Source organism: Candidatus Nitrosocosmicus franklandus (genome assembly GCF_900696045.1).
Lineage (GTDB): Archaea > Thermoproteota > Nitrososphaeria > Nitrososphaerales > Nitrososphaeraceae > Nitrosocosmicus > Nitrosocosmicus franklandus_A.
This window is the reverse complement of sequence record NZ_LR216287.1, coordinates 2,674,603-2,693,094: the sequence shown is the minus strand read 5'-3', so window position 1 is coordinate 2,693,094 and position 18,492 is coordinate 2,674,603. Positions and strand designations below refer to the sequence as shown.

Here is an 18,492-nt window from a genome sequence, read left to right as displayed (position 1 = left end):
TTCTTTCTTGTTGTTAGTATTCTTTTTCTTTGTATAAGAGAGAAAAAGTTACAACCACTAATCAACCAAGAAAGAGAAAGAGTACGATCGATTGAAAAAAACTAACTAACTGTACTATTCCGTATAGTGTATAGACATAGACATTCAGATTCATTCTTATTGGATCATCTTTAATGCAATCAAAAAAAAGTAACTGATAATACTAGTATTTGTTCATCCTTTATTTTAGTTAGTACAGTATCATTGTTATTTACGTGTCTTTATATCTTCGCATACATGCATCTACCTGATCATTCCCATGTCAGATTCAATCTATCAGGTCAGCACTGATATGCTGATTGAACCTCCATTATGATTTTGTTATTATTACTATTTACTATTAGATTCATCATCCATATATTCAACAACCACATTGGGGTTGTTTTTCTACTGTTGTGTATCTAAATCGTTTTTATTGTCAAGAGCGCACCTGGAGGTCTGTAAATCATATTATGGCATTAGCCAATTTTTTTTCATTACCGACGCCGCCTTTTGTCTTGGATGCGTTCATTACCATTTAGATAATTGATAATATTAACTTTAGCATTAAGGTATTGCAAAGAGGATAGATTTTCTTAATTTATGGCAAGAATTATCATTAATGCTATTGTCAGTTTGATAGATAATGTATTCAATTCATTTGTTATCTAGGTCCAGGTTCTCGATAGAATTTATTCCATGAATACATTGTGACATCTTTTCGCAGATAGAGGCTACTTGTATATTCTTATGTGCATCAATTTACCATGCATTTTCACTAAAGGATGAATCAGATCATTATTATTAATCGAAAATAGAACATAAGCTACTTATTGGAGTTTTTTCCAAAACCTGGATAAACAAATAAAAGATTCTCTAAATTGACAGTAAATTGGTATGAAGTATGACAGTTATCTAGAATTATACAAGACTAAAACATTTGAATCTATGAATTTATATTTTAAATCAAGAGAGATATTTCCTGGTGGAGTTAGTCACAATATACGATATTTTAGACCTTATCCATTCTTTACTCGAAAAGCAAGAGGAAAATATTTGTATGATGTAGATGGGAATAAATACTTAGACTTTTGGAACGGTCACTGGGCCCTAATACTGGGGCATTCCCCACCAAGGGTTACACAAAAATTAGTTAAGCAACTAAAGAATGGAACTCTATACGGTACTGTAAATAAAGATAGCTTGAAGCTGGGCTGGGAAATCAAAAAAGCAATACCATTAGCTGAAAACATAAGATTTTGTAGTACAGGTTCTGAAGCCACAATGTATGCTACAAGGCTTGCTAGATCAGCCACAGGTAAAAGAGTTATTGCAAAGGTGGAAGGCGGATGGCATGGTTTTAATACAAATCTCTTGCAATCAGTAAACTACCCGTACGAAGTCGACGAAGGCTTGGGTCTAATTGAAGACGAGGGACACTTTGTAGAATCTCTTCAATTTAATGACATAGAGAGATCACTTAAGGTTCTTGAATCAATAAAAGATGATCTAGCAGCTATTATAGTTGAACCTGTTCTTGGTGGAGCAGGTTGTATTTTACCTAAGAATGGATATTTGCAGGGGTTACAAGAGTTTGCCAAGAATAACGGTAGCCTTTTTATTTTGGATGAAATAGTAACAGGTTTCAGATTTTCATACGGGGCCGCCATGAATAATTTTAATCTGGAACCAGATTTGTTTACTTTGGGTAAGATAATTGGAGGAGGTCTACCAATAGGTGCAGTATGCGGTAAAAAAGAGATCATGAAATTAGCTGATGCCACTATTGAAGGGGACAAGTCAACCTACTGTTCAATAGGAGGCGGAACATTTTCAGCTAATCCTATGACTATGAAGGCGGGTTTCCATACTCTCAGAACTTTGAGGAATGACAGATCTATTTATGACAAAATAAATAATTTGGGAGAATTCACTAGGATAGAATTATCTAAATTATTTGACGAGTTGAAGATAAGAGCAGAAGTAACGGGAATAGGATCAATATTTATGATCCATTTCTTAAATGATAATGTTAAAGCCATAAACAATGCTTTGGATGCCGCCCTATCAGATAAGGAAATGTTAAATAATTATAATTTAGCACTGATGGCATATCATGGTATTTTCTTTTTGCCTGGCAAAATGGGAGCGTTTTCGAATGCACATGAGAAGAAAGATTCTATTAAATTATTAAATGCAACTAGAGATATCTTTGAAAATTCCAAATATATTAACTTTTTAGAGAAAAATGACAAGAACCTGGTATTCTAGTTTTCCCTCCAAAGAGCCCTCTTTTTAGCAATTAACATAAAAAATCCAAAATAAATTCCTTGAACTAGTAAGCCCAAATAAATGGACCACCCTTCTGGAATAGGGAAACCCATTGAATATTGTATCATGAGAGATGCGTGAGTTGTAGGTACAAGATATGAAACCATTTGTAAAGCTTCTGGCAGGGTGCTTATTGGATAAAATACTGGAGGAACTACTGCAATAATGACATTGACAAAGGAAATCAATTGTGTTGCATTCCGCATATGGAGCATATGCGATGAAAGAAAAAAACCAATTGAAGACATGGTTCCCCAAATAAGAAAAACATTCAAAAGAAGTAACGGCAGAAAGGCGATTGATGTCGAAAAGAATACCGCCAACGAAATTAAGATAATTAATGCAGGTAATCCATACAAAAGTTCTGACAACGCCAATCCTAACATATATACTATTGGGGAAATAGGCGAGGCCACAAAAACATCTTGCATTTTGTACTCTATTTTGTAAAGGGAAATATCTTGACCTAACGCTAAACCATACCCTACCAAAGCCATAACTAAACTCCCAGCAACAGCAAATTGAACATATTGACCATTGCTAACTACAAATAATATGAATAGTAAAGAAAATGGAGATATGGCAGTAAAAATTAAGGATAATGGATTCCTCCTGAGCCATAGAAATCCAGTTACGTAAGCGATCAAGAAAACTTGATTTACCATTTTAAGGATTTCATTGCTGAATCTCAATAACAATTATTAAAAGTACAATCATTTTTATATGTTAGATAGATATTGATATTAATATCTAATAGTTGCAAATGAGTATACAAATTAACGCTATATATAATGGTTTATCGAAATGAGGTGTAATTATCCATGGAAAAAGACGACGAATTGTATTCCTTGAAACCCTCGCTAATTGAAAAAATATCCTTTATGAATAGCCACGAATTATCTCCTAAGGCGAAAGCAAAATATATCATTGGCTCCGTTTCCAAAAATGTCAGAGATAAACATGACAAAGCATTTAATTTTTGGATAGAAGGGTATGGTTGTTCTGCCAACTATTCGGATATGGAAATAATGTCAGGAATCTTGAAACAAAATGGTTTTAATCAAGCAGATGGCCCAGAAAATGCCGACGTTACTTTGATTGTGACTTGTTCAGTCAAAAATTCTACCGAGCATAAAATGATAAACCGGATAAAGAGCTTAACCAAGACCAATAAACCACTAATAATTGCGGGATGTTTACCTGCAGCAAATGAACGAATGGTAAGATCCCTTAGTCCAAGTGCCAGTTTGTTAGGACCAGATTCAATCCCATCGATAGCCGAGGTGACACTAGCTACACTACAACAAAGATCAGTGACAGAGTTAAACAAGACCAACGAAGAAAAGATCAATTTACCCAAAGTAAGAATAAACCCTGTAATTAGTATCATACAGATATCTACGGGTTGTCTAAGCGAATGTACATTCTGTCAGACAAAATTGGCAAAAGGAAATTTAAGAAGTTTTAGGACAGGAAACATTATTAATCAAATTAAAACTGACGTGGAAGCAGGTGCTAAGGAAATTTGGCTGACTTCAACTGACAACGGATGCTATGGATTAGACATTGGTACAAATATAGGAAACTTACTCAGAAGCTGCGAACAAATAGATATGTATTTTAGAATCCGATTGGGCATGCTAAATCCCATGTATTTAAAAAATCTAGACAAAGAAATCACAAATATTTATATGAGTAGTAACAAGCTTTTTAAATTTATTCATATTCCAATTCAGAGTGGAAGTGTATCGATCCTAAAGAAGATGAAAAGAGGTCATACCCTTAACTCCGTACTAGATCTTACCGATAGGTTAAAAAATAACATTCCTGAAATAACGATAGCGACAGATGTTATAACTGGTTTCCCAACAGAGACAGACAAAGATTTTGAAGAAACGCTGAAAGTAATTAAACATATTGAGCCCGATATTGTAAACTCCTCAAAATTTAGCTCGAGGCCAGGAACCGCAGCATCAAAAATGGAGAGAGTTAATGACAAGATCATTTCTTATAGGTCAAAGCTACTTCACAAATTAATAAAGAGCATTGCACTCAGAAAGAATTCCAAATGGAAGGGCTGGAAAGGGGAAATTCTAATCGATGATATTGAGAATGGAATTCTAAAGGGAAGAAACGACTATTATAAATCAATAGCTCTGAGGGAAGACCCTAACAACATATTGGAGCAAGAAGATAATCTAATTCGTAAAGTAGGCAAAGTTAGGAAGAAAAACATTGATATTCGTCACACACAATTAGAAAATAGTTGTTTGTTTAACAGTGCGCATATGGGTCAAAGAATGATCGTCAAGGTAGTCTCACATTCCAATCACACTCTAAATGCGATTCCGTTAGAATTAGTGAATTGAGTTTATTATAAGACAACACTTTTATCTATCGACTGAGGTTTGATATTGACCATTGAGTTTTGTAAAGAAGTCTACTAGATGTATAGTCGGAGTTGGAGATGCGGGGAGCAGGATAACAATTGACGTGATAGGTCAAATAAATTCTGACTATTTACTAATCACAAACAATTCATACAAGACATGGAATTCGGATAGAACAGTTAAAATAGATTTCCGTAATATAATTAATCCTTCACATGATCTTATGCGAAAGGCATTTTTGGATTCGGCCGATAATATTATTCGGAAAATTTACGAATATCAATCCGTTATTTTAATAGGTAACCTAGCTTCTAGGTTTGGTGCAGCGATTTTACCAATGTTAGCACAAATGCTCAGAACAAAAACAAATATAGAAATTGTTTGTGTGGCAATTTTACCATTTAGCTTTGAAAAAGAAAAATTGTTTCGTTGTGGCGTATCGTTGTCACTCTTGAGCAGGTATATAGAAAATATCATAGTTATCGATAATGATGCAGTGCTAAGAAAAAACCATGATATACCTCTGGATGAACATTTGAAGACCACAAACCAAGCAATTTCTGATATTATAATAGAATCCATAAACAAGACCTTTCCAATAAAGTTTAATTTGATCAGTACAAGTGGCATTAGAAGTCCCAGCTTAAAGGATGCTTTTTTAGAAACCTTTTCTTCTTTAACGGAGAAAATCAACCTATCAGATATACAAAAATACTCTCTCTATCTTTATCAGCCAAATGCTAGCATATCAGCTATCAAGAATATGGTCGAATCCTCAAATAACTTACTTCCATCCGCCCAACAGGAACTAAATTTAATGTCAGAGAAGAATGGTCAGACCAGGTGTCACATAATGGTAAAAACAGATCATAGTATTATTTCTCTTTATGACCCACTAAATCTTTTCATACCAAAAAATAATATTTTAGATTTTGAACCTGAAATAGCGATGGATGAAGTTAAATTGAACAACATTAGAGACTTGGAGTCGAGTCTCTTAATTTAACTATGAATCTTTTAATTTAACAATAAATCTGGTTTTAATTAAAATTAATTAAAATATAATTTTCATTAGAATCCTTAATAGAATTCTTATAACACAATGTCCGAAATAATAATAAATTTTAGCTTTTTGAAACATCCATTCTATCGCTATTACTATTCTTGTTCTTTGTAACTGTATCCAATTCAGATTTTTCTAAAGTACTCCCTGTATCTTCTTTGCTCTCCACATCTTCTCTCGTATTGTCGACATCAGTTTTATCTCGAGATTCATTATCTAGCACGATATCCTCATACAAAGATACTATGACCTGATCATCATCATCTTTTACAATTCTTACACGAACTTTCCTAGGCGGGTTCGTTTTCCCCATTTTCCAAATATACCTATTTAGCTCCTGATCAATCTTGATTTGAGAACTTTTCATATGCTTCATTGCAAATTCCTTAACCATATTTATGACGCGGTCAGTTCTCTTATGCTTTGGTGTTAACCAAGCTTTGCTAAAATTTATCGTATATATCCTTGCTAACGTATCTTCAATATTTGACATTTCATTCTACCTCCTAATCGTTACCCGATGTTCACATCCGACCTACGCCAAGATCTTCTCTTTGGATTAGTCCTAACATGTCTATGTGTCCGAATAATGATCCAGGCTGGCACCGGTCTATTCTGTTTAATCTTCTTCAATAATCTAATTTTCCTAGTTGTAGTTTTGCGGGCAGCCATGATAGTTATCCTAAATTACTACCTATTTTTAAGTGTTAACCCAAAGCATTTTGTATTCTAAATTATACAGAATCATTCATAACTTAGCAAGGGTATGAAAAAATTAAAACGATAGGTCTAATAAACAGATTCTATCAATTCAAAGATGGCTTGTATGCTTGTGAAACCTGTTTTAACTTCCTTCAAACAATATATAACAAGAAACAAATGAAAAAGATTATCAAAATATCAATGGAAAACACTGAAAATATCCAGTGCATGAGCAGCTATCATAAAAAATTGGTTGATAGTTTTAAGACATAGGTTTTTTAGCTGTTGTTGACGGAAATAAGTTTAGATTCTATATAGTCACCAACTCTTATATTATACTTGTTGGTAAAGTTGGAAACCACTTCAAGCACATACAGAGAGTCACTATCGGGTGAATATGAAGGACATGGCAGTAAGAAAATACACGGCTCAAGGTTCTTTTCTATATGAACGATCTTACCTGCAGTATCTGCCCAAATTATATCAATTGGAAATTTCATGTCCTTCATCCAGAAGGAGTGTTTTAGAGGTTTATCGAAAATAAAAAGCATTCCCTCGTCCTCATCCATGAAGTCCCTTATTGCTAACCCCTTAGACTGTTCACTTGGTGTTTTTGCCAGCATTACTTTGATGGTCCTATCCCCTATTTCCACAACAGATGTATCATTGTTGTTTACTGCCGTTTTATTGGAAAATTGATTAGAAGCAGATGAAAGGGTAGCTGAATTTATTATGCAATATGAAATAAGAAACATGGCGAGAAATAAGATCAGCTTCAATATCTTCAATTAGTTATCTCCACAATTTAAACATACAATCTTATAATATAATTCAGATATATGAAAAATGGAATGTAACTGTAGATGCATGAAATGCAAGAGTCAGAACCTAATTAGTAATGATTTCATTGCAGAAGATGGATACGAAGATTCCCATCACACATGCCAAAGCTGTGGAACGCATTTTAACCATTTGGATGGAGAGCAATTCGACAAATGTAATATTTGTGGTTTTAACAAAGACAAAAATCTTGTTAAGAACAGAGTAAGTTAAGAATTCAATTTTGCCTTCGACATTATTTCATCGAATTGTTCTGCAGTCATCAGCTTTCGCTCGAGTACAATATCTCGTATTGTCCGATTACTAGAAAGTGCTTCCTTATATACTTCAGCAGCCTTCAGATAACCAATTACGGGGTTCAAAAGTGTTACAAGTATAGGACTCTTTTGAACATAAGATTGTAGCTTTTCTCTATTAGCACGTATACCGTCGATCATATTCTTCGAAAATATAGGTATAAAATTTGTCAGCATTTCGGTTGAATCCAAAACTGATTTCACCATACCTCCCAACATTACATTTAACTCAAATTGACCTGCTTGTGCAGCAAGACTGACAGATAGATCATTACCAATGACATTGAAACAAATCATGTTCAAAGTTTCTGACAACGATGGGTTTACCTTTCCTGGCATAATGGATGAACCTGCGTGTACAGCTGGAATCGTAATTTCAGCTAATCCCGCCATAGGCCCTGAGGCCATTAATCTTATGTCGTTTGAAATTTTAGAGAGTTCCAAAGCCAAATTTTTTATGGATGATGAACAATTAGCTACCTCGAGTTTGCTTTGCAAAGAAAAGAACAAGTTTTGTGAGGGTTTAAGAGGGAGTCCAGAGATTTTTGCAAGATTGGTTACAACTAATTCCTGATATCCTTTTGGAGCATTAGCTCCTGTCCCTACAGCCGTACCCCCTAATGCGATATAACTAAGTTCTTCAAGAGATTTCTTTATCAAGTCTTTGCATTTTCTCATTGAAATTGTATAGGCACCAAATTCATTACCCAGTGTAACAGGTATAGCATCCATCAAATGTGTCCGACCAATCTTGATCTCTTCTCTAAATTCGAAGGATTTTTTTTCAAGTGATTCGATCAACACATCCAAAGATCTCAAAAGTTCTTCACAGTTCATCATTATTGCTAAATGTATTGCAGTTGGCGAAGTGTCATTACTAGACTGAGACATATTTACGTGATCATTAGGGCTAACTTTATCATACTCTCCCTTTTTTCTTCCGATTATCTCCAGCGCCCTATTCGCAATCACCTCATTGCAATTCATATTAAAAGCAGTACTTGCTCCCGAGTTGAGAGTCTCGATTACAAATTCCTTAGATAACTTGCCACTTAAAATTTCATCACAACTTTGAATAATTGCATCGGCTATTTCATGGGGTAAAACACCTAATTCCTTATTAGCAATAGCTGCGGCTTTTTTAATCATTACAAAGGCTTTGACAAAATTTCTATGAGGAGGTAACTTTGTGATTTGGTATTGTTCCTTGGCTCTCATTGTAAAAGGTCCAAAGTAAGCATCAATGGGCACTTGAATTTCACCTATGGAATCCTTATCGATTCTGAAATCTCGTGACATCAGTTTCAATCTTAATGAGAGATATTAAAATGTGTTTAGGCAATAATAGCATGATTCTTTACGTTTTGAGCCCGATAGTATTTACTAATTTACACAATAGCAACTACTTACAGTTTTTTATATATAATAATTTCAAATTTATATAATATTCTTATGCTTATTTATTCATTTTCATATCTTTCTACAAATTATAACATGTTATTTGCTAGCCTTTTATAATAAATATGTATTACCTTGTCGAGATTTCGATATTGATCAAACTTGACAATATCACATAAAGGTATATTTATATCGAGTATTTATATACCCCAAGAAAAGGAATAATGCCTCAAACAAAACCAATGGTAAGTATTGAAAACGTTGTGGCATCCGCAACGGTTAATCAAACAGTAAATCTCAATTTAATTACTCAAATATTTCCTGATGTAGAATATCATCCGGATCAATTTCCAGGTCTAGTGTTTAGATTAAAAGCTCCTAAAACAGCTACATTAATTTTCAGCTCTGGGAAAATGGTTTGCACGGGAGCTAAATCAGAAGAGCAGGCAATAAAAGCTGTAAGAAATGTAGTACAAAAGTTAAGAAAGGGTGGGATTCCAATAGAAAACGATCCCATAATTGAGATTCAAAATATAGTTGCATCTGCAAGTTTGGGTGGCAAAATACATCTTGAATTGGCAGCAAGAATTTTACCGAGGAGCATGTATGAGCCAGAACAATTTCCAGGTTTAATCCACAGGATGTTGGACCCAAAGACGGTAATCTTGCTTTTTGCTAGCGGAAAGTTAGTTTGTACAGGCGCCAAAAAGGAAACCGAAGTTTATCGAGCAGTTACTAATTTACATACCCTTCTAGAAGAAAAGAATTTGATGATATATGAAAGCTAAATTTTAGTCATCTCCCTTTTAATCGTATTATAGTCCTCATGACTTATCCGGTTGTTGTTTCTCAAGATTTCGATAGCTCGAACAATGCTAATCACACTATCAACAAAGACATTATATTCCTGAAACTTCTCTGTAGCACCTTGTTTCCTATCTATAATAGCGACAACACGATTATGGGTTGTACAATCAGCAATTGATTTAACAGCAGAGAGTAACGAATTTCCAGTAGTTACTACGTCTTCTATAAAAAGTACTCTAGATCCAGGGACCAAATTGCCCTCTATCTTCTTTTGAGTTCCATAGGTTTTTGGATCTTTCCTCACATAAATATGAGGTTTAAATAATTCATATGCCAACGATGAACCAAAAATGGTCCCCGAGGTAGGTATTGAGCAAATATAATCAAAATTATCTATTCCAACACCCAAGAGAATTACCGTTTTTAGCAAAGATATCGTTTTCCGAAAATACAATGGATAACTTTGTAGCATTCTCAAATCAATATAGAAACTACTATGATTTCCACTGGAAAGGGTAAAATTTCCTAACCTAATTGCACCAACATCATATAAAAAAGTCACTATTTCTTCTCTCAATTGTTCTTGATAGTCCAAGTCTCTCAAATTAGACAATAATTCGTATGTTTGATTTAATAAGTTAGATGCTTCTTAGATAACTCTATGCCAGAAATATGGTTAGGATATGGAGATGCGGAAATAATATTGGACATAAAGTATGAAAATATCTCAAAAATCTTAAAACCTGAAGTTAAGACTATTAATCCCGAAGATTTGAGTGCAATCATTCACGACAATATAAACCTTCAGACTTCTACCTTAATCCTAATCACGACGCCCTTTCCTAAAATGTTTGACATACTGAAGACCATTAATGAATCTAACAGCAAATTGGATTTACAGTCCCCTGATATTTTTGTGCTTTCAAAGCCTTTTACCCTTAGATTACGACAAGATATATACAAGGAAACTTTAAAGATTGCGAGAATAGAACCAGAGGAATTGCTAAAAAAATTACCATTATATAGAAACATCATATTGATTGACAAAATAGAATATGATCCAGTCTTTGGATTTGCCGGTAGCCCCACAAAGCTAATTAGAGAATGCTATCCTAATGTGATGAATCAGATTTATCCTTCTATTGTAGGTGAAATGCCAAAGCCAGGATCTAGTGGAGACGCCCTGAAAATCACAATCGAGAGCCTTTCAAAGTTAACTTGTCAAATGATCCACGTTTATTCAAACAGGGAGACTATAGATTCGATCTATATTGGACACGAAATTAATTCTTTTTTGGATGCAATAGAACGCTTCAAAGAAAAGACGAGCATAACAGGTGAATATTTAAAGTCAGCATTTATTTCAGGTAGTACTTCATATACATCCCAATTAGATTTAGGGAGCAGTCTTAACTTGTTATGGAATAATTGTCATTCAGTACTTGATGGTGGGACGATTGTTTTATTATCAGAAAACAGAGGAGGAATAAATGAAGGTGCTTTATCAAAATTCATAGAAGGAAGACTTGATCTAAACGGATTAGAAAAATACCAGTATATAAACGAAATTGAACATATTAATTTCCTTCAATTAATACAAGAAAAGTATGAGATAATACTAATATCAACACTACCCCAAGTATATTTGAACAAACTGGGGTTAAAGTCGGTTACAAAGATTAAAGATGGTCTAGATTGGATCTTAAGAAAATATGGTAAATACAGTAAGAGTAATATTATTCCATTCTCAGAAATCACTTCAATAAGGAAAAATATTACCTAAATGACGTTATGCTGAACTCAATAATCATTATTACTATAATATTTCGTTGGATAACTTGGTTAGAATAGCCCTTATTTGTGATACTTTAGCATTTGTTTTAAACCCAGTAGATGAAAAAATAGTAAGGCTGGCAACGAATCCCTCTTGTTTCAGCGTACTTACGATAACATGTACTGGAAGAGTACTGTTACGCAGAAGCTTACCGAATTCATCGCTTATATAATGATAAGGCAGGCTATCATATTCATTTCTTGCAATACTAAAAAATCTAGCGATCGATTTGGAGGGAGAATATGAATAATTATCGCATTTAGAGGCCTTCTTTTGGTGCTCATCCAAATTTCTAATTACACTTTCAATCATGCTTTTATCAAACAAACTTGATGACCATAATGGGCCTGCAAATTGGGTTTTCCTTTGACAATTTATACACAAAAGATTTGGATCATATGCTTTTACCAATTCTCTATATCCACATTCGAAACAATGTTGAATATGACCAATATTCTCGTACACCCGGTTAGCCATTCGATTACTTTTCGTTATTTTACAATACACTCGAATATAGTTTCTGTATGAATGAACAAACAATGGTTTAACGCTCAAATCTAGCCTTGACGCCACGATCGCAAAACAAGATAGAAGAATCCTAGTTCCAACCTCAAGTGAGTACTTAGTACGTATAGGAATTCCATAATATTTTCTATTACATACTTTAGGATAGACTCCTAATAGTACGGCTGTATCTGTAGCGGTAATAGAAATCATACCATTATTTTCAATCGCTCGCAGAACACAATCCAGGTATTGTGCCGGAGAACCAAAAGGATCTAGATCAATAATTGTACCTTTTTCCGAATAATTAGAAAAATTTTGTAAAAAATTACAAACATCTGAATTTGAAAAAGTACATTTATTATACACGTCATTGAGAACCGAACTAAATTTCGCAGTTTGTATTGCCATTAAATTATAGTCATTAAAAAAAACCTTTCCGATGTTTGAAACCTCTTTTGCGACCCTCAAACCCCTAGATCCTACACCGCATAGAGAATCCACAAAGGTTAGATTCTTTCTCGGACTTTGTAAAAAGTCCCTATATATCAAAATCGAAATTTCCCGGTTGAATTTTGCAGCTGGATTAAAAAATGCGGGGAATTTTGAAGGTTCTTTTTGGACTAGTGAAAGTGAAGGTACTAATATACGAGTTTCACCTTCTTTTACCACTGTCCATGATTGGGTATCAAAATTTTGTTGCAGGATAATTAAGAGGATTGAACCTCTATTTATGTAGAATTGGAAAATTTATTGGAACTAGATGTTTTGTATCTAGATTAAATTGTATCATCAAGTGTATATCTGCAAAAAAAAGTATTAATGGGATTTTTCTTGATTTCAAATTCAATTCCTGTAAATAAAAAGCTGATCTAATATAATACAATAGAATTAATAAGGATCAGATTTTATATTTCTGATTTTTTGCTTTAGTATGCTGTTGTTCTATTTTCTTTAGAAAGATAGAATTTGATCATCATTATATATGCTACATAAGGATCGTTCTTCATAGCAGTAAATCGTTCCTCCTCATTATTCTTATTAAAAAGATAGATCTAATAAGATATATATGTTCAAAATTGAAATCAAAATTAATTGATTTTAGGAGGAATTGACGAGGCAGGTCGTGGTTCAATTATGGGTCCTCTTGTTGTTGCAGGAATTGCTCTAGACAAAAATAGTATCCTACAATTGCAAAGCGAGGGTGTGGCTGATTCGAAAAAGCTGACTTACTTGAAGAGGGAACGCCTTTATCCGAAGATAGTCTCGCATGCTAAATCGATTTTTATATGTAGGATAGATCCCAAAACGATCGATTTTTATGTAAATCAAAAGAAATTGAATTTATTAGAAGCAAAATTCATGACTATAATTTCAAATAATATATTCGCAGACAAGATTATAATCGATGCCTGTGATGTAAATTTAGTCAGGTTTAAACAAAGCATAGTTCAAAATCTTGTAAATCGGGACGTAAAAATTTACTGCTATCATAAGGCAGATTTGGACAACATTGTAGTTTCTGCTGCCTCAATAATTGCAAAAGTTACTAGAGACAGACAAATAGAAAAGATCGGAAGAAGGCTGAATCAGCAGATTGGATCAGGCTACCCTTCTGATCCCAAAACAAAAATCTTTTTAAGAAACAATATAGAAAATACATTGGTCAAAGAACACATCAGATATTCGTGGAATCCCGTAAAGTATTTACTATCAGATCTGGCTCAAACCAAAATTCTCTAGTTACCTGGAAAAATTTGCCTCAACCCTTGTATCTGGTATGGATAAAAGAATGATCCCTATCAAACGGTTCCAAGTCAACGATCTGCAATATTTCAAAGTTATTCATTTCCAATTTTCTAGCTTCGTTTTTGGTTACAGCTTTGGGATCCAATAGTACGTCGATGCTTCGAGTTTTGATGATGATAACAAGATGGCCATCCTTTTTTAGATAGCTCTTACAATTATTAATTGCAATGTCAGTTTGGTCAGGTTGTGCAATATCTGAATAAACGACGTCTACCAGCCCATAGTAAGAATAGTATTGCAAATGATTTCTAGCGTCCATTAAAATCGGTATTACATTCTTTCTCCTTGATGCTACATTTTCGAGAAATTCTCTTGCTACTCTTGCAGAAGGTTCAACTGCAAAAACCATTCCCTTGTTTCCAATTATATCCGATACATGACTCACTGTTGTGCCAGTTGAAGCTCCTAAATAAAGGACAGATGAAGATTCTTTGATTGGATTCTGTTCTAGGTTTCTCAGGATTGCCGCAGCTAATTTACTTCTAAAGGGTTCCCAGATCCTATATTCTATATCGTCTAACTTGATTAGTTTTTCACCATATACGCTCTTTTGTAAATCCATGTTTCGAGTTGCCAAGTAACGTTCTTTCATATTATCTATAAGCATGACATACGATCCATTATCAAACTCTTTAAAAACCGACAGATTATTCATTCCTCTTTATCTCACAATGCCCTAGAGTACCTATTTCTTATTAGATTTATGGAACCGCTTTTTATACTTGTTTCTTTTGAACTTGAAATCCCTGTCTTTTTCTCTCGGCTCATCCTTCCTCTTACCATATCTCGTTCTTTTATTACCATTGTATCTCTTGTTATCCCCTTTTCTAAACCTTTGAGTTTGTTCTTGGCTTCTTAGCTTTTGAGGCTCAGAAGGTTCTTTGTATTTTTGCTGAATTTCCACAATCCGGTCATTTAGTTTACTTGACAACATATTATCAACTAGAGGAGTTTGACCATACAAATCAACTCTTGCTGCAATGGCAGCTTTAGCTGAAATGGCCCTTGCGAGTTTACCTCTTTGCCATTTTGGAGCTGAATGAATAACAGGATGCTGAAAGAGTAATCCATGCTTGGGAGGATTGGCACCTGTTTTAAGTGTTCTAAATAGTGCCTTTTCAGCACCAAGAATTTGGATTGTACTAGAAGACAGAGATGCCAATCTTTTTAAACTTCCTGCCTTCGCAATTAGCCTCGCACCCACGGTTGCAGTAAGTAGTTCCTTCATATTTGGAGCGATTTCATCCATTGAGGATTCTATATGTCCTTCCAAAGTTTTACGAATCTGACTTAGAGAGATGACTTGATCTGCAAGATCTTGTAATATTGAGAGATTTTCCTCAGTTATCTTTCCACCTTTGCTTCTATGTGCAGTATCAATTATAATTTCGATTTTGTTTTCAGGGATTTCCAGAGCAGCTAGAGATTCTCTAGTAATTTCATTGCGTTCTCCAGATTTTGATACTATACTTGCATATGTAACTATATTCTGTAACAAGTTATCAAGTTCAGGAAAGTGTAAACCATACCATTCCCTTACTCGTGTTCCTACGGTATTCAGAATTTTATCAATTTCATCTAGTGCATTTACTGATTGACTGATATGTAAGTCAAGTTGTGCAGAAGCTTCCTGTACCTTTAATGATGACCATTTTAATGAAAAATCCCTTATAATAGAATTTAATGTTTCGTCATTATTCTTAGAGTCATCGTTTTCAAAAATCCCTATTCTTGAATATATTTCTTTCTTATTAATCTGAAGGAGTCTTTCTTCATTAGGCGAAATTTTTTCTACCGTCTCACTAATTTTTTTAAGAATTCCAATAAGTGAAGGATAATTGGTTACAATTGCGCTAGGTTTGAATTTGAAAAATTCCAAATTCTCCGAAATCTCTTCAAAATCATTCATTTTTAATTTTATATGGGATTTCAATGGATCGTGAAATTTCTTAAAATGTAATATTTCGTTATCATCGTTAAGTATGGCAATGCCCAATTCAAGAATCAAGAATTTATATTTATTGTCTTCCATTAAACCAAATTCAAAATAACTAGAGTGTTTGAGAATAATAACCTTGTTATTTTGAGTGCGGAAAACACACGAATAATAGAAAATTAATAGCGAACTATAGAAAATATTCTTCGTTAACCATTTGTCATAATTTAATAAAAAGTGTTATCCGAATGGTAATGGGATATTGATTCCTTGATCACTTAATTGTTTCTGTACATCTTCAAAGATTCTGTCTGCCAAATCTGCTTCACTTTTCGCTTCATCACCTTCTGCAGAAGGCGATGGTGTAGCAGTTCCAGTTTCGGCATTTATAGGAGTCCCTTCGAAAGAGGTGCTAGTTTTTTTTAGTTTGTACCCTTCTTTGGTTACAGTTGTAGACACGGTGATGGTATCACCAGATTCTAACAAATTTGTAGGTATGCTAGTTGAGTACTTACCATCCGCATCAGTTGAACCAGAAAATTTTTGATCATTTATCGATCCTGTTATGGTGGTGCCCTCTAAGGCATCATCAGTAGTGGCATCATTCGCCCCGATTATAATTCTTTGATTTAGACCCTGACCAATCTTATCAATACTTACATCCATTGTTTTCAGCTCAGCAGGAGGAGGTAAAATTGCCACCACATTTACTTTGGCAAGTTTAACAGCTGAAAGTGGAGAGTAACATTGTAATTTGGCAGTTAAGGATTGAGAACCGTTCTTAAGGTTAGTAGTGCCTGGTTCCACAACTAAGCTCCAATTCCTATAATCTCCAGAACCATTCATACCTTTAGCCAATGTTTTCTTAAAGTTCGAGTTATTGGAACTGGTAGGTGCTATCCTTTCGGCCGAACTTCCTGCAGCCAAAAGAACCTCGCAGTCATAATCTTGTGGATAGCTAGAACTACCATTAATTGTGATAGGGCTATCAATATTTACTGTTTCACCATTCTTTGGAGAAAGAATTTCCACAGATAGTACAGAGAGATCAAGTTGTGGTAAAGCTGCCACCACATTTACTTTGGCAAGTTTAACAGCTGAAAGTGGAGAGTAACATTGTAATTTGGCAGTTAAGGATTGAGAACCGTTCTTAAGGTTAGTAGTGCCTGGTTCCACAACTAAGCTCCAATTCCTATAATCTCCAGAACCATTCATACCTTTAGCCAATGTTTTCTTAAAGTTCGAGTTATTGGAACTGGTAGGTGCTATAACTTCTGCATCAGGATTGCCTGTAGCCAAAAGAACCTCGCAGTCATAATCTTGTGGATAGCTAGAACTACCATTAATTGTGATAGGGCTATCAATATTTACTGTTTCACCATTCTTTGGAGAAAGAATTTCCACAGATAGCGTTCCCGTCTCTACACCTTCAGGCTTTTGAGATTGAGGGAATGTTCCATTGAATATGACACCTGTTACATTGATACTATAATGGGCCCTAGCTTGACCGGATTCACAGGTCAACTTCGATGTGATTTTGTTTGATCCTTCATGCAAATTTGCATAATTTGAGCTAAATGTGTAACTCCACTTTGAAAAATCTTTATCGCCTTGGGGCCCGGTCGCATTAGCAGATTGATAAGGAAAAGCATTGTTGGTTATAACAGAAACATCACACCCTGTTAAATTACCATTGTCAGCAACTGAAAAACCACTGAGAGTTAGTTTCTTACCATCGGAGTCAAAGTAATTTGTACCATCAATGAAAACTATTTCATCTTTAGCAGGGTCAGTTATTCTAAGCCCATACGGATTATCAATAGAAGCCAATGAGGATTGAGCTGTCGTAGAATCATTATTTTGTGGGAGAATCTGAGCATTTACAGTAATCAAACTAGCAGATAAAAATAGAGAAGCAGATAAAACAAACATAATCAAAATCGTGTAAACCAAACTATGACTCAATGCTATAGAAAAATATTAAAAGATTGTCATTTTATCAATAGGAGGAAAACCAGTTAAAATTGAACAATAAAAACCTTATCAAGCTTTTTTCCACAATGTAATTTCCTAGATACAAAAATATATTATATTTTTTATCATAATACGATATAGAAGTTATATGGATTTCAGTTTTTTGAAAAGAAATAAAAACTCCAATGCATCAGACTCTAGGCCAAAAAAAAAGATTGTAACAATTACAAAAAATGTAGTCGATGGAATAATTTCTTACTCTAAAATGCACCACCCATATGAAGGGATATTAATTTTAGAAGGTGAAAGAAGAAAAACTGAAATCCATATTAATAATTTGGTAATTCCCCCCTTTTCAGTTCACGGTCCTTTTTATTCAGGATTTCCAATAAATGAACTCCCCTTTGATTTAAAATACATTGGGACTGCTCATTCGCATCCTAGTGGGTCTAGTCAACCTTCCCTTGAAGACCTGAATCACTTTTACGGTCTGATTTCAATAATCATAAGTCATCCTTATGAAGAACGTGATCTCCGTGCATTCGATAGCCAAGGTAGGGAAGTGCCACTTGTCAAGACAGAATAAGTTG

General features: G+C 34.3%; 18 protein-coding genes. 8 read left to right on the top strand and 10 right to left on the bottom strand.

Translation table 11 applies throughout. From position 1 onward, the window contains the following. Positions 1 to 966 precede the first annotated feature (966 nt). Entirely contained in the window at positions 967 to 2,289 is a 1,323-nt protein-coding gene (locus tag NFRAN_RS12615) for an aspartate aminotransferase family protein (RefSeq protein ID WP_232038025.1), read from the top strand. Here NFRAN_RS12615 and NFRAN_RS12610 read toward each other — a convergent pair. Further along, complete coding sequence (locus tag NFRAN_RS12610) at positions 2,286 to 3,014, bottom strand: ABC transporter permease (RefSeq protein ID WP_134485309.1); 729 nt, start codon at positions 3,012 to 3,014, stop codon at positions 2,286 to 2,288. The genes NFRAN_RS12615 and NFRAN_RS12610 overlap by 4 nt on opposite strands. A gap of 156 nt (positions 3,015 to 3,170) precedes the next feature. Here NFRAN_RS12610 and NFRAN_RS12605 point away from each other — a divergent pair, with 156 nt between their 5' ends. Further along, positions 3,171 to 4,718, top strand: coding sequence for a tRNA (N(6)-L-threonylcarbamoyladenosine(37)-C(2))-methylthiotransferase (locus NFRAN_RS12605; RefSeq protein ID WP_134485308.1), 1,548 nt, complete (start codon positions 3,171 to 3,173; stop codon positions 4,716 to 4,718). Between the two features lie 52 nt (positions 4,719 to 4,770). Next, a complete protein-coding gene (locus NFRAN_RS12600; RefSeq protein ID WP_134485307.1) occupies positions 4,771 to 5,745 on the top strand; it encodes a hypothetical protein in 975 nt (324 codons plus the stop codon). A gap of 118 nt (positions 5,746 to 5,863) precedes the next feature. Here the strand turns inward: NFRAN_RS12600 and NFRAN_RS12595 are convergent, their stop codons facing one another. The 3 genes from NFRAN_RS12595 to NFRAN_RS12585 form a co-directional block, all read right to left on the bottom strand. Beyond that, a complete protein-coding gene (locus NFRAN_RS12595; protein ID WP_134485306.1) occupies positions 5,864 to 6,295 on the bottom strand; it encodes a 50S ribosomal protein L31e in 432 nt (143 codons plus the stop codon). A 20-nt stretch (positions 6,296 to 6,315) separates the two neighbouring features. After that, entirely contained in the window at positions 6,316 to 6,474 is a 159-nt protein-coding gene (locus NFRAN_RS14535) for a 50S ribosomal protein L39e (protein ID WP_134485305.1), read from the bottom strand. Positions 6,475 to 6,782: 308 nt separating this feature from the next. Continuing rightward, positions 6,783 to 7,292: a DUF192 domain-containing protein gene (locus NFRAN_RS12585; RefSeq protein WP_134485304.1), complete on the bottom strand. Its 510-nt coding sequence runs from the start codon at positions 7,290 to 7,292 to the stop codon at positions 6,783 to 6,785. A 79-nt stretch (positions 7,293 to 7,371) separates the two neighbouring features. Between NFRAN_RS12585 and NFRAN_RS12580 the strand changes: the two genes are divergently transcribed. After that, on the top strand, positions 7,372 to 7,557 hold the full coding sequence (locus NFRAN_RS12580) for a hypothetical protein (protein ID WP_232038024.1): 186 nt from the start codon (positions 7,372 to 7,374) through the stop codon (positions 7,555 to 7,557). Here NFRAN_RS12580 and NFRAN_RS12575 read toward each other — a convergent pair. Continuing rightward, positions 7,554 to 8,939, bottom strand: a complete 1,386-nt coding sequence (locus tag NFRAN_RS12575; RefSeq protein WP_134485302.1) for an aspartate ammonia-lyase — start codon at positions 8,937 to 8,939, stop codon at positions 7,554 to 7,556. The two genes, NFRAN_RS12580 and NFRAN_RS12575, sit on opposite strands and share 4 nt — an antisense overlap. A gap of 323 nt (positions 8,940 to 9,262) precedes the next feature. On the opposite strand from NFRAN_RS12575, the gene NFRAN_RS12570 reads away from it, so the two are divergent. Beyond that, positions 9,263 to 9,826 (top strand): TATA-box-binding protein, encoded by a 564-nt coding sequence (locus NFRAN_RS12570; protein ID WP_134485301.1) that lies wholly within the window; start codon positions 9,263 to 9,265, stop codon positions 9,824 to 9,826. Here NFRAN_RS12570 and NFRAN_RS12565 read toward each other — a convergent pair. Then, a complete protein-coding gene (locus NFRAN_RS12565; protein ID WP_145988094.1) occupies positions 9,823 to 10,458 on the bottom strand; it encodes an orotate phosphoribosyltransferase in 636 nt (211 codons plus the stop codon). The two genes, NFRAN_RS12570 and NFRAN_RS12565, sit on opposite strands and share 4 nt — an antisense overlap. Before the next feature lie 48 nt (positions 10,459 to 10,506). On the opposite strand from NFRAN_RS12565, the gene NFRAN_RS12560 reads away from it, so the two are divergent. After that, positions 10,507 to 11,628 carry a hypothetical protein gene (locus NFRAN_RS12560; RefSeq protein WP_134485299.1) on the top strand — a complete coding sequence of 374 codons (1,122 nt, stop codon included), beginning with the start codon at positions 10,507 to 10,509 and terminating at the stop codon, positions 11,626 to 11,628. A 33-nt stretch (positions 11,629 to 11,661) separates the two neighbouring features. On the opposite strand, the gene NFRAN_RS12555 is transcribed toward NFRAN_RS12560, so the two are convergent. Next, the gene (locus NFRAN_RS12555) at positions 11,662 to 12,855 is read right to left on the bottom strand and encodes a tRNA (guanine(10)-N(2))-dimethyltransferase (protein ID WP_172602350.1); all 1,194 of its coding nucleotides are present in this window, start codon (positions 12,853 to 12,855) and stop codon (positions 11,662 to 11,664) included. Positions 12,856 to 13,278: 423 nt separating this feature from the next. Between NFRAN_RS12555 and rnhB the strand changes: the two genes are divergently transcribed. Then, a complete protein-coding gene (rnhB, locus tag NFRAN_RS12550; RefSeq protein ID WP_134485297.1) occupies positions 13,279 to 13,926 on the top strand; it encodes a ribonuclease HII in 648 nt (215 codons plus the stop codon). Between the two features lie 19 nt (positions 13,927 to 13,945). On the opposite strand, the gene NFRAN_RS12545 is transcribed toward rnhB, so the two are convergent. From NFRAN_RS12545 to NFRAN_RS12535, 3 genes are all read right to left on the bottom strand, one after another. Continuing rightward, positions 13,946 to 14,647, bottom strand: coding sequence for a fibrillarin-like rRNA/tRNA 2'-O-methyltransferase (locus tag NFRAN_RS12545; protein ID WP_232038023.1), 702 nt, complete (start codon positions 14,645 to 14,647; stop codon positions 13,946 to 13,948). Positions 14,648 to 14,677: 30 nt separating this feature from the next. Beyond that, positions 14,678 to 16,024 (bottom strand): NOP5/NOP56 family protein, encoded by a 1,347-nt coding sequence (locus NFRAN_RS12540; RefSeq protein ID WP_134485296.1) that lies wholly within the window; start codon positions 16,022 to 16,024, stop codon positions 14,678 to 14,680. Positions 16,025 to 16,168: 144 nt separating this feature from the next. Next, positions 16,169 to 17,893 carry a hypothetical protein gene (locus tag NFRAN_RS12535; RefSeq protein WP_145988093.1) on the bottom strand — a complete coding sequence of 575 codons (1,725 nt, stop codon included), beginning with the start codon at positions 17,891 to 17,893 and terminating at the stop codon, positions 16,169 to 16,171. A 157-nt stretch (positions 17,894 to 18,050) separates the two neighbouring features. On the opposite strand from NFRAN_RS12535, the gene NFRAN_RS12530 reads away from it, so the two are divergent. Next, the gene (locus NFRAN_RS12530) at positions 18,051 to 18,488 is read left to right on the top strand and encodes a Mov34/MPN/PAD-1 family protein (protein WP_134485294.1); all 438 of its coding nucleotides are present in this window, start codon (positions 18,051 to 18,053) and stop codon (positions 18,486 to 18,488) included. Positions 18,489 to 18,492 lie beyond the last annotated feature (4 nt).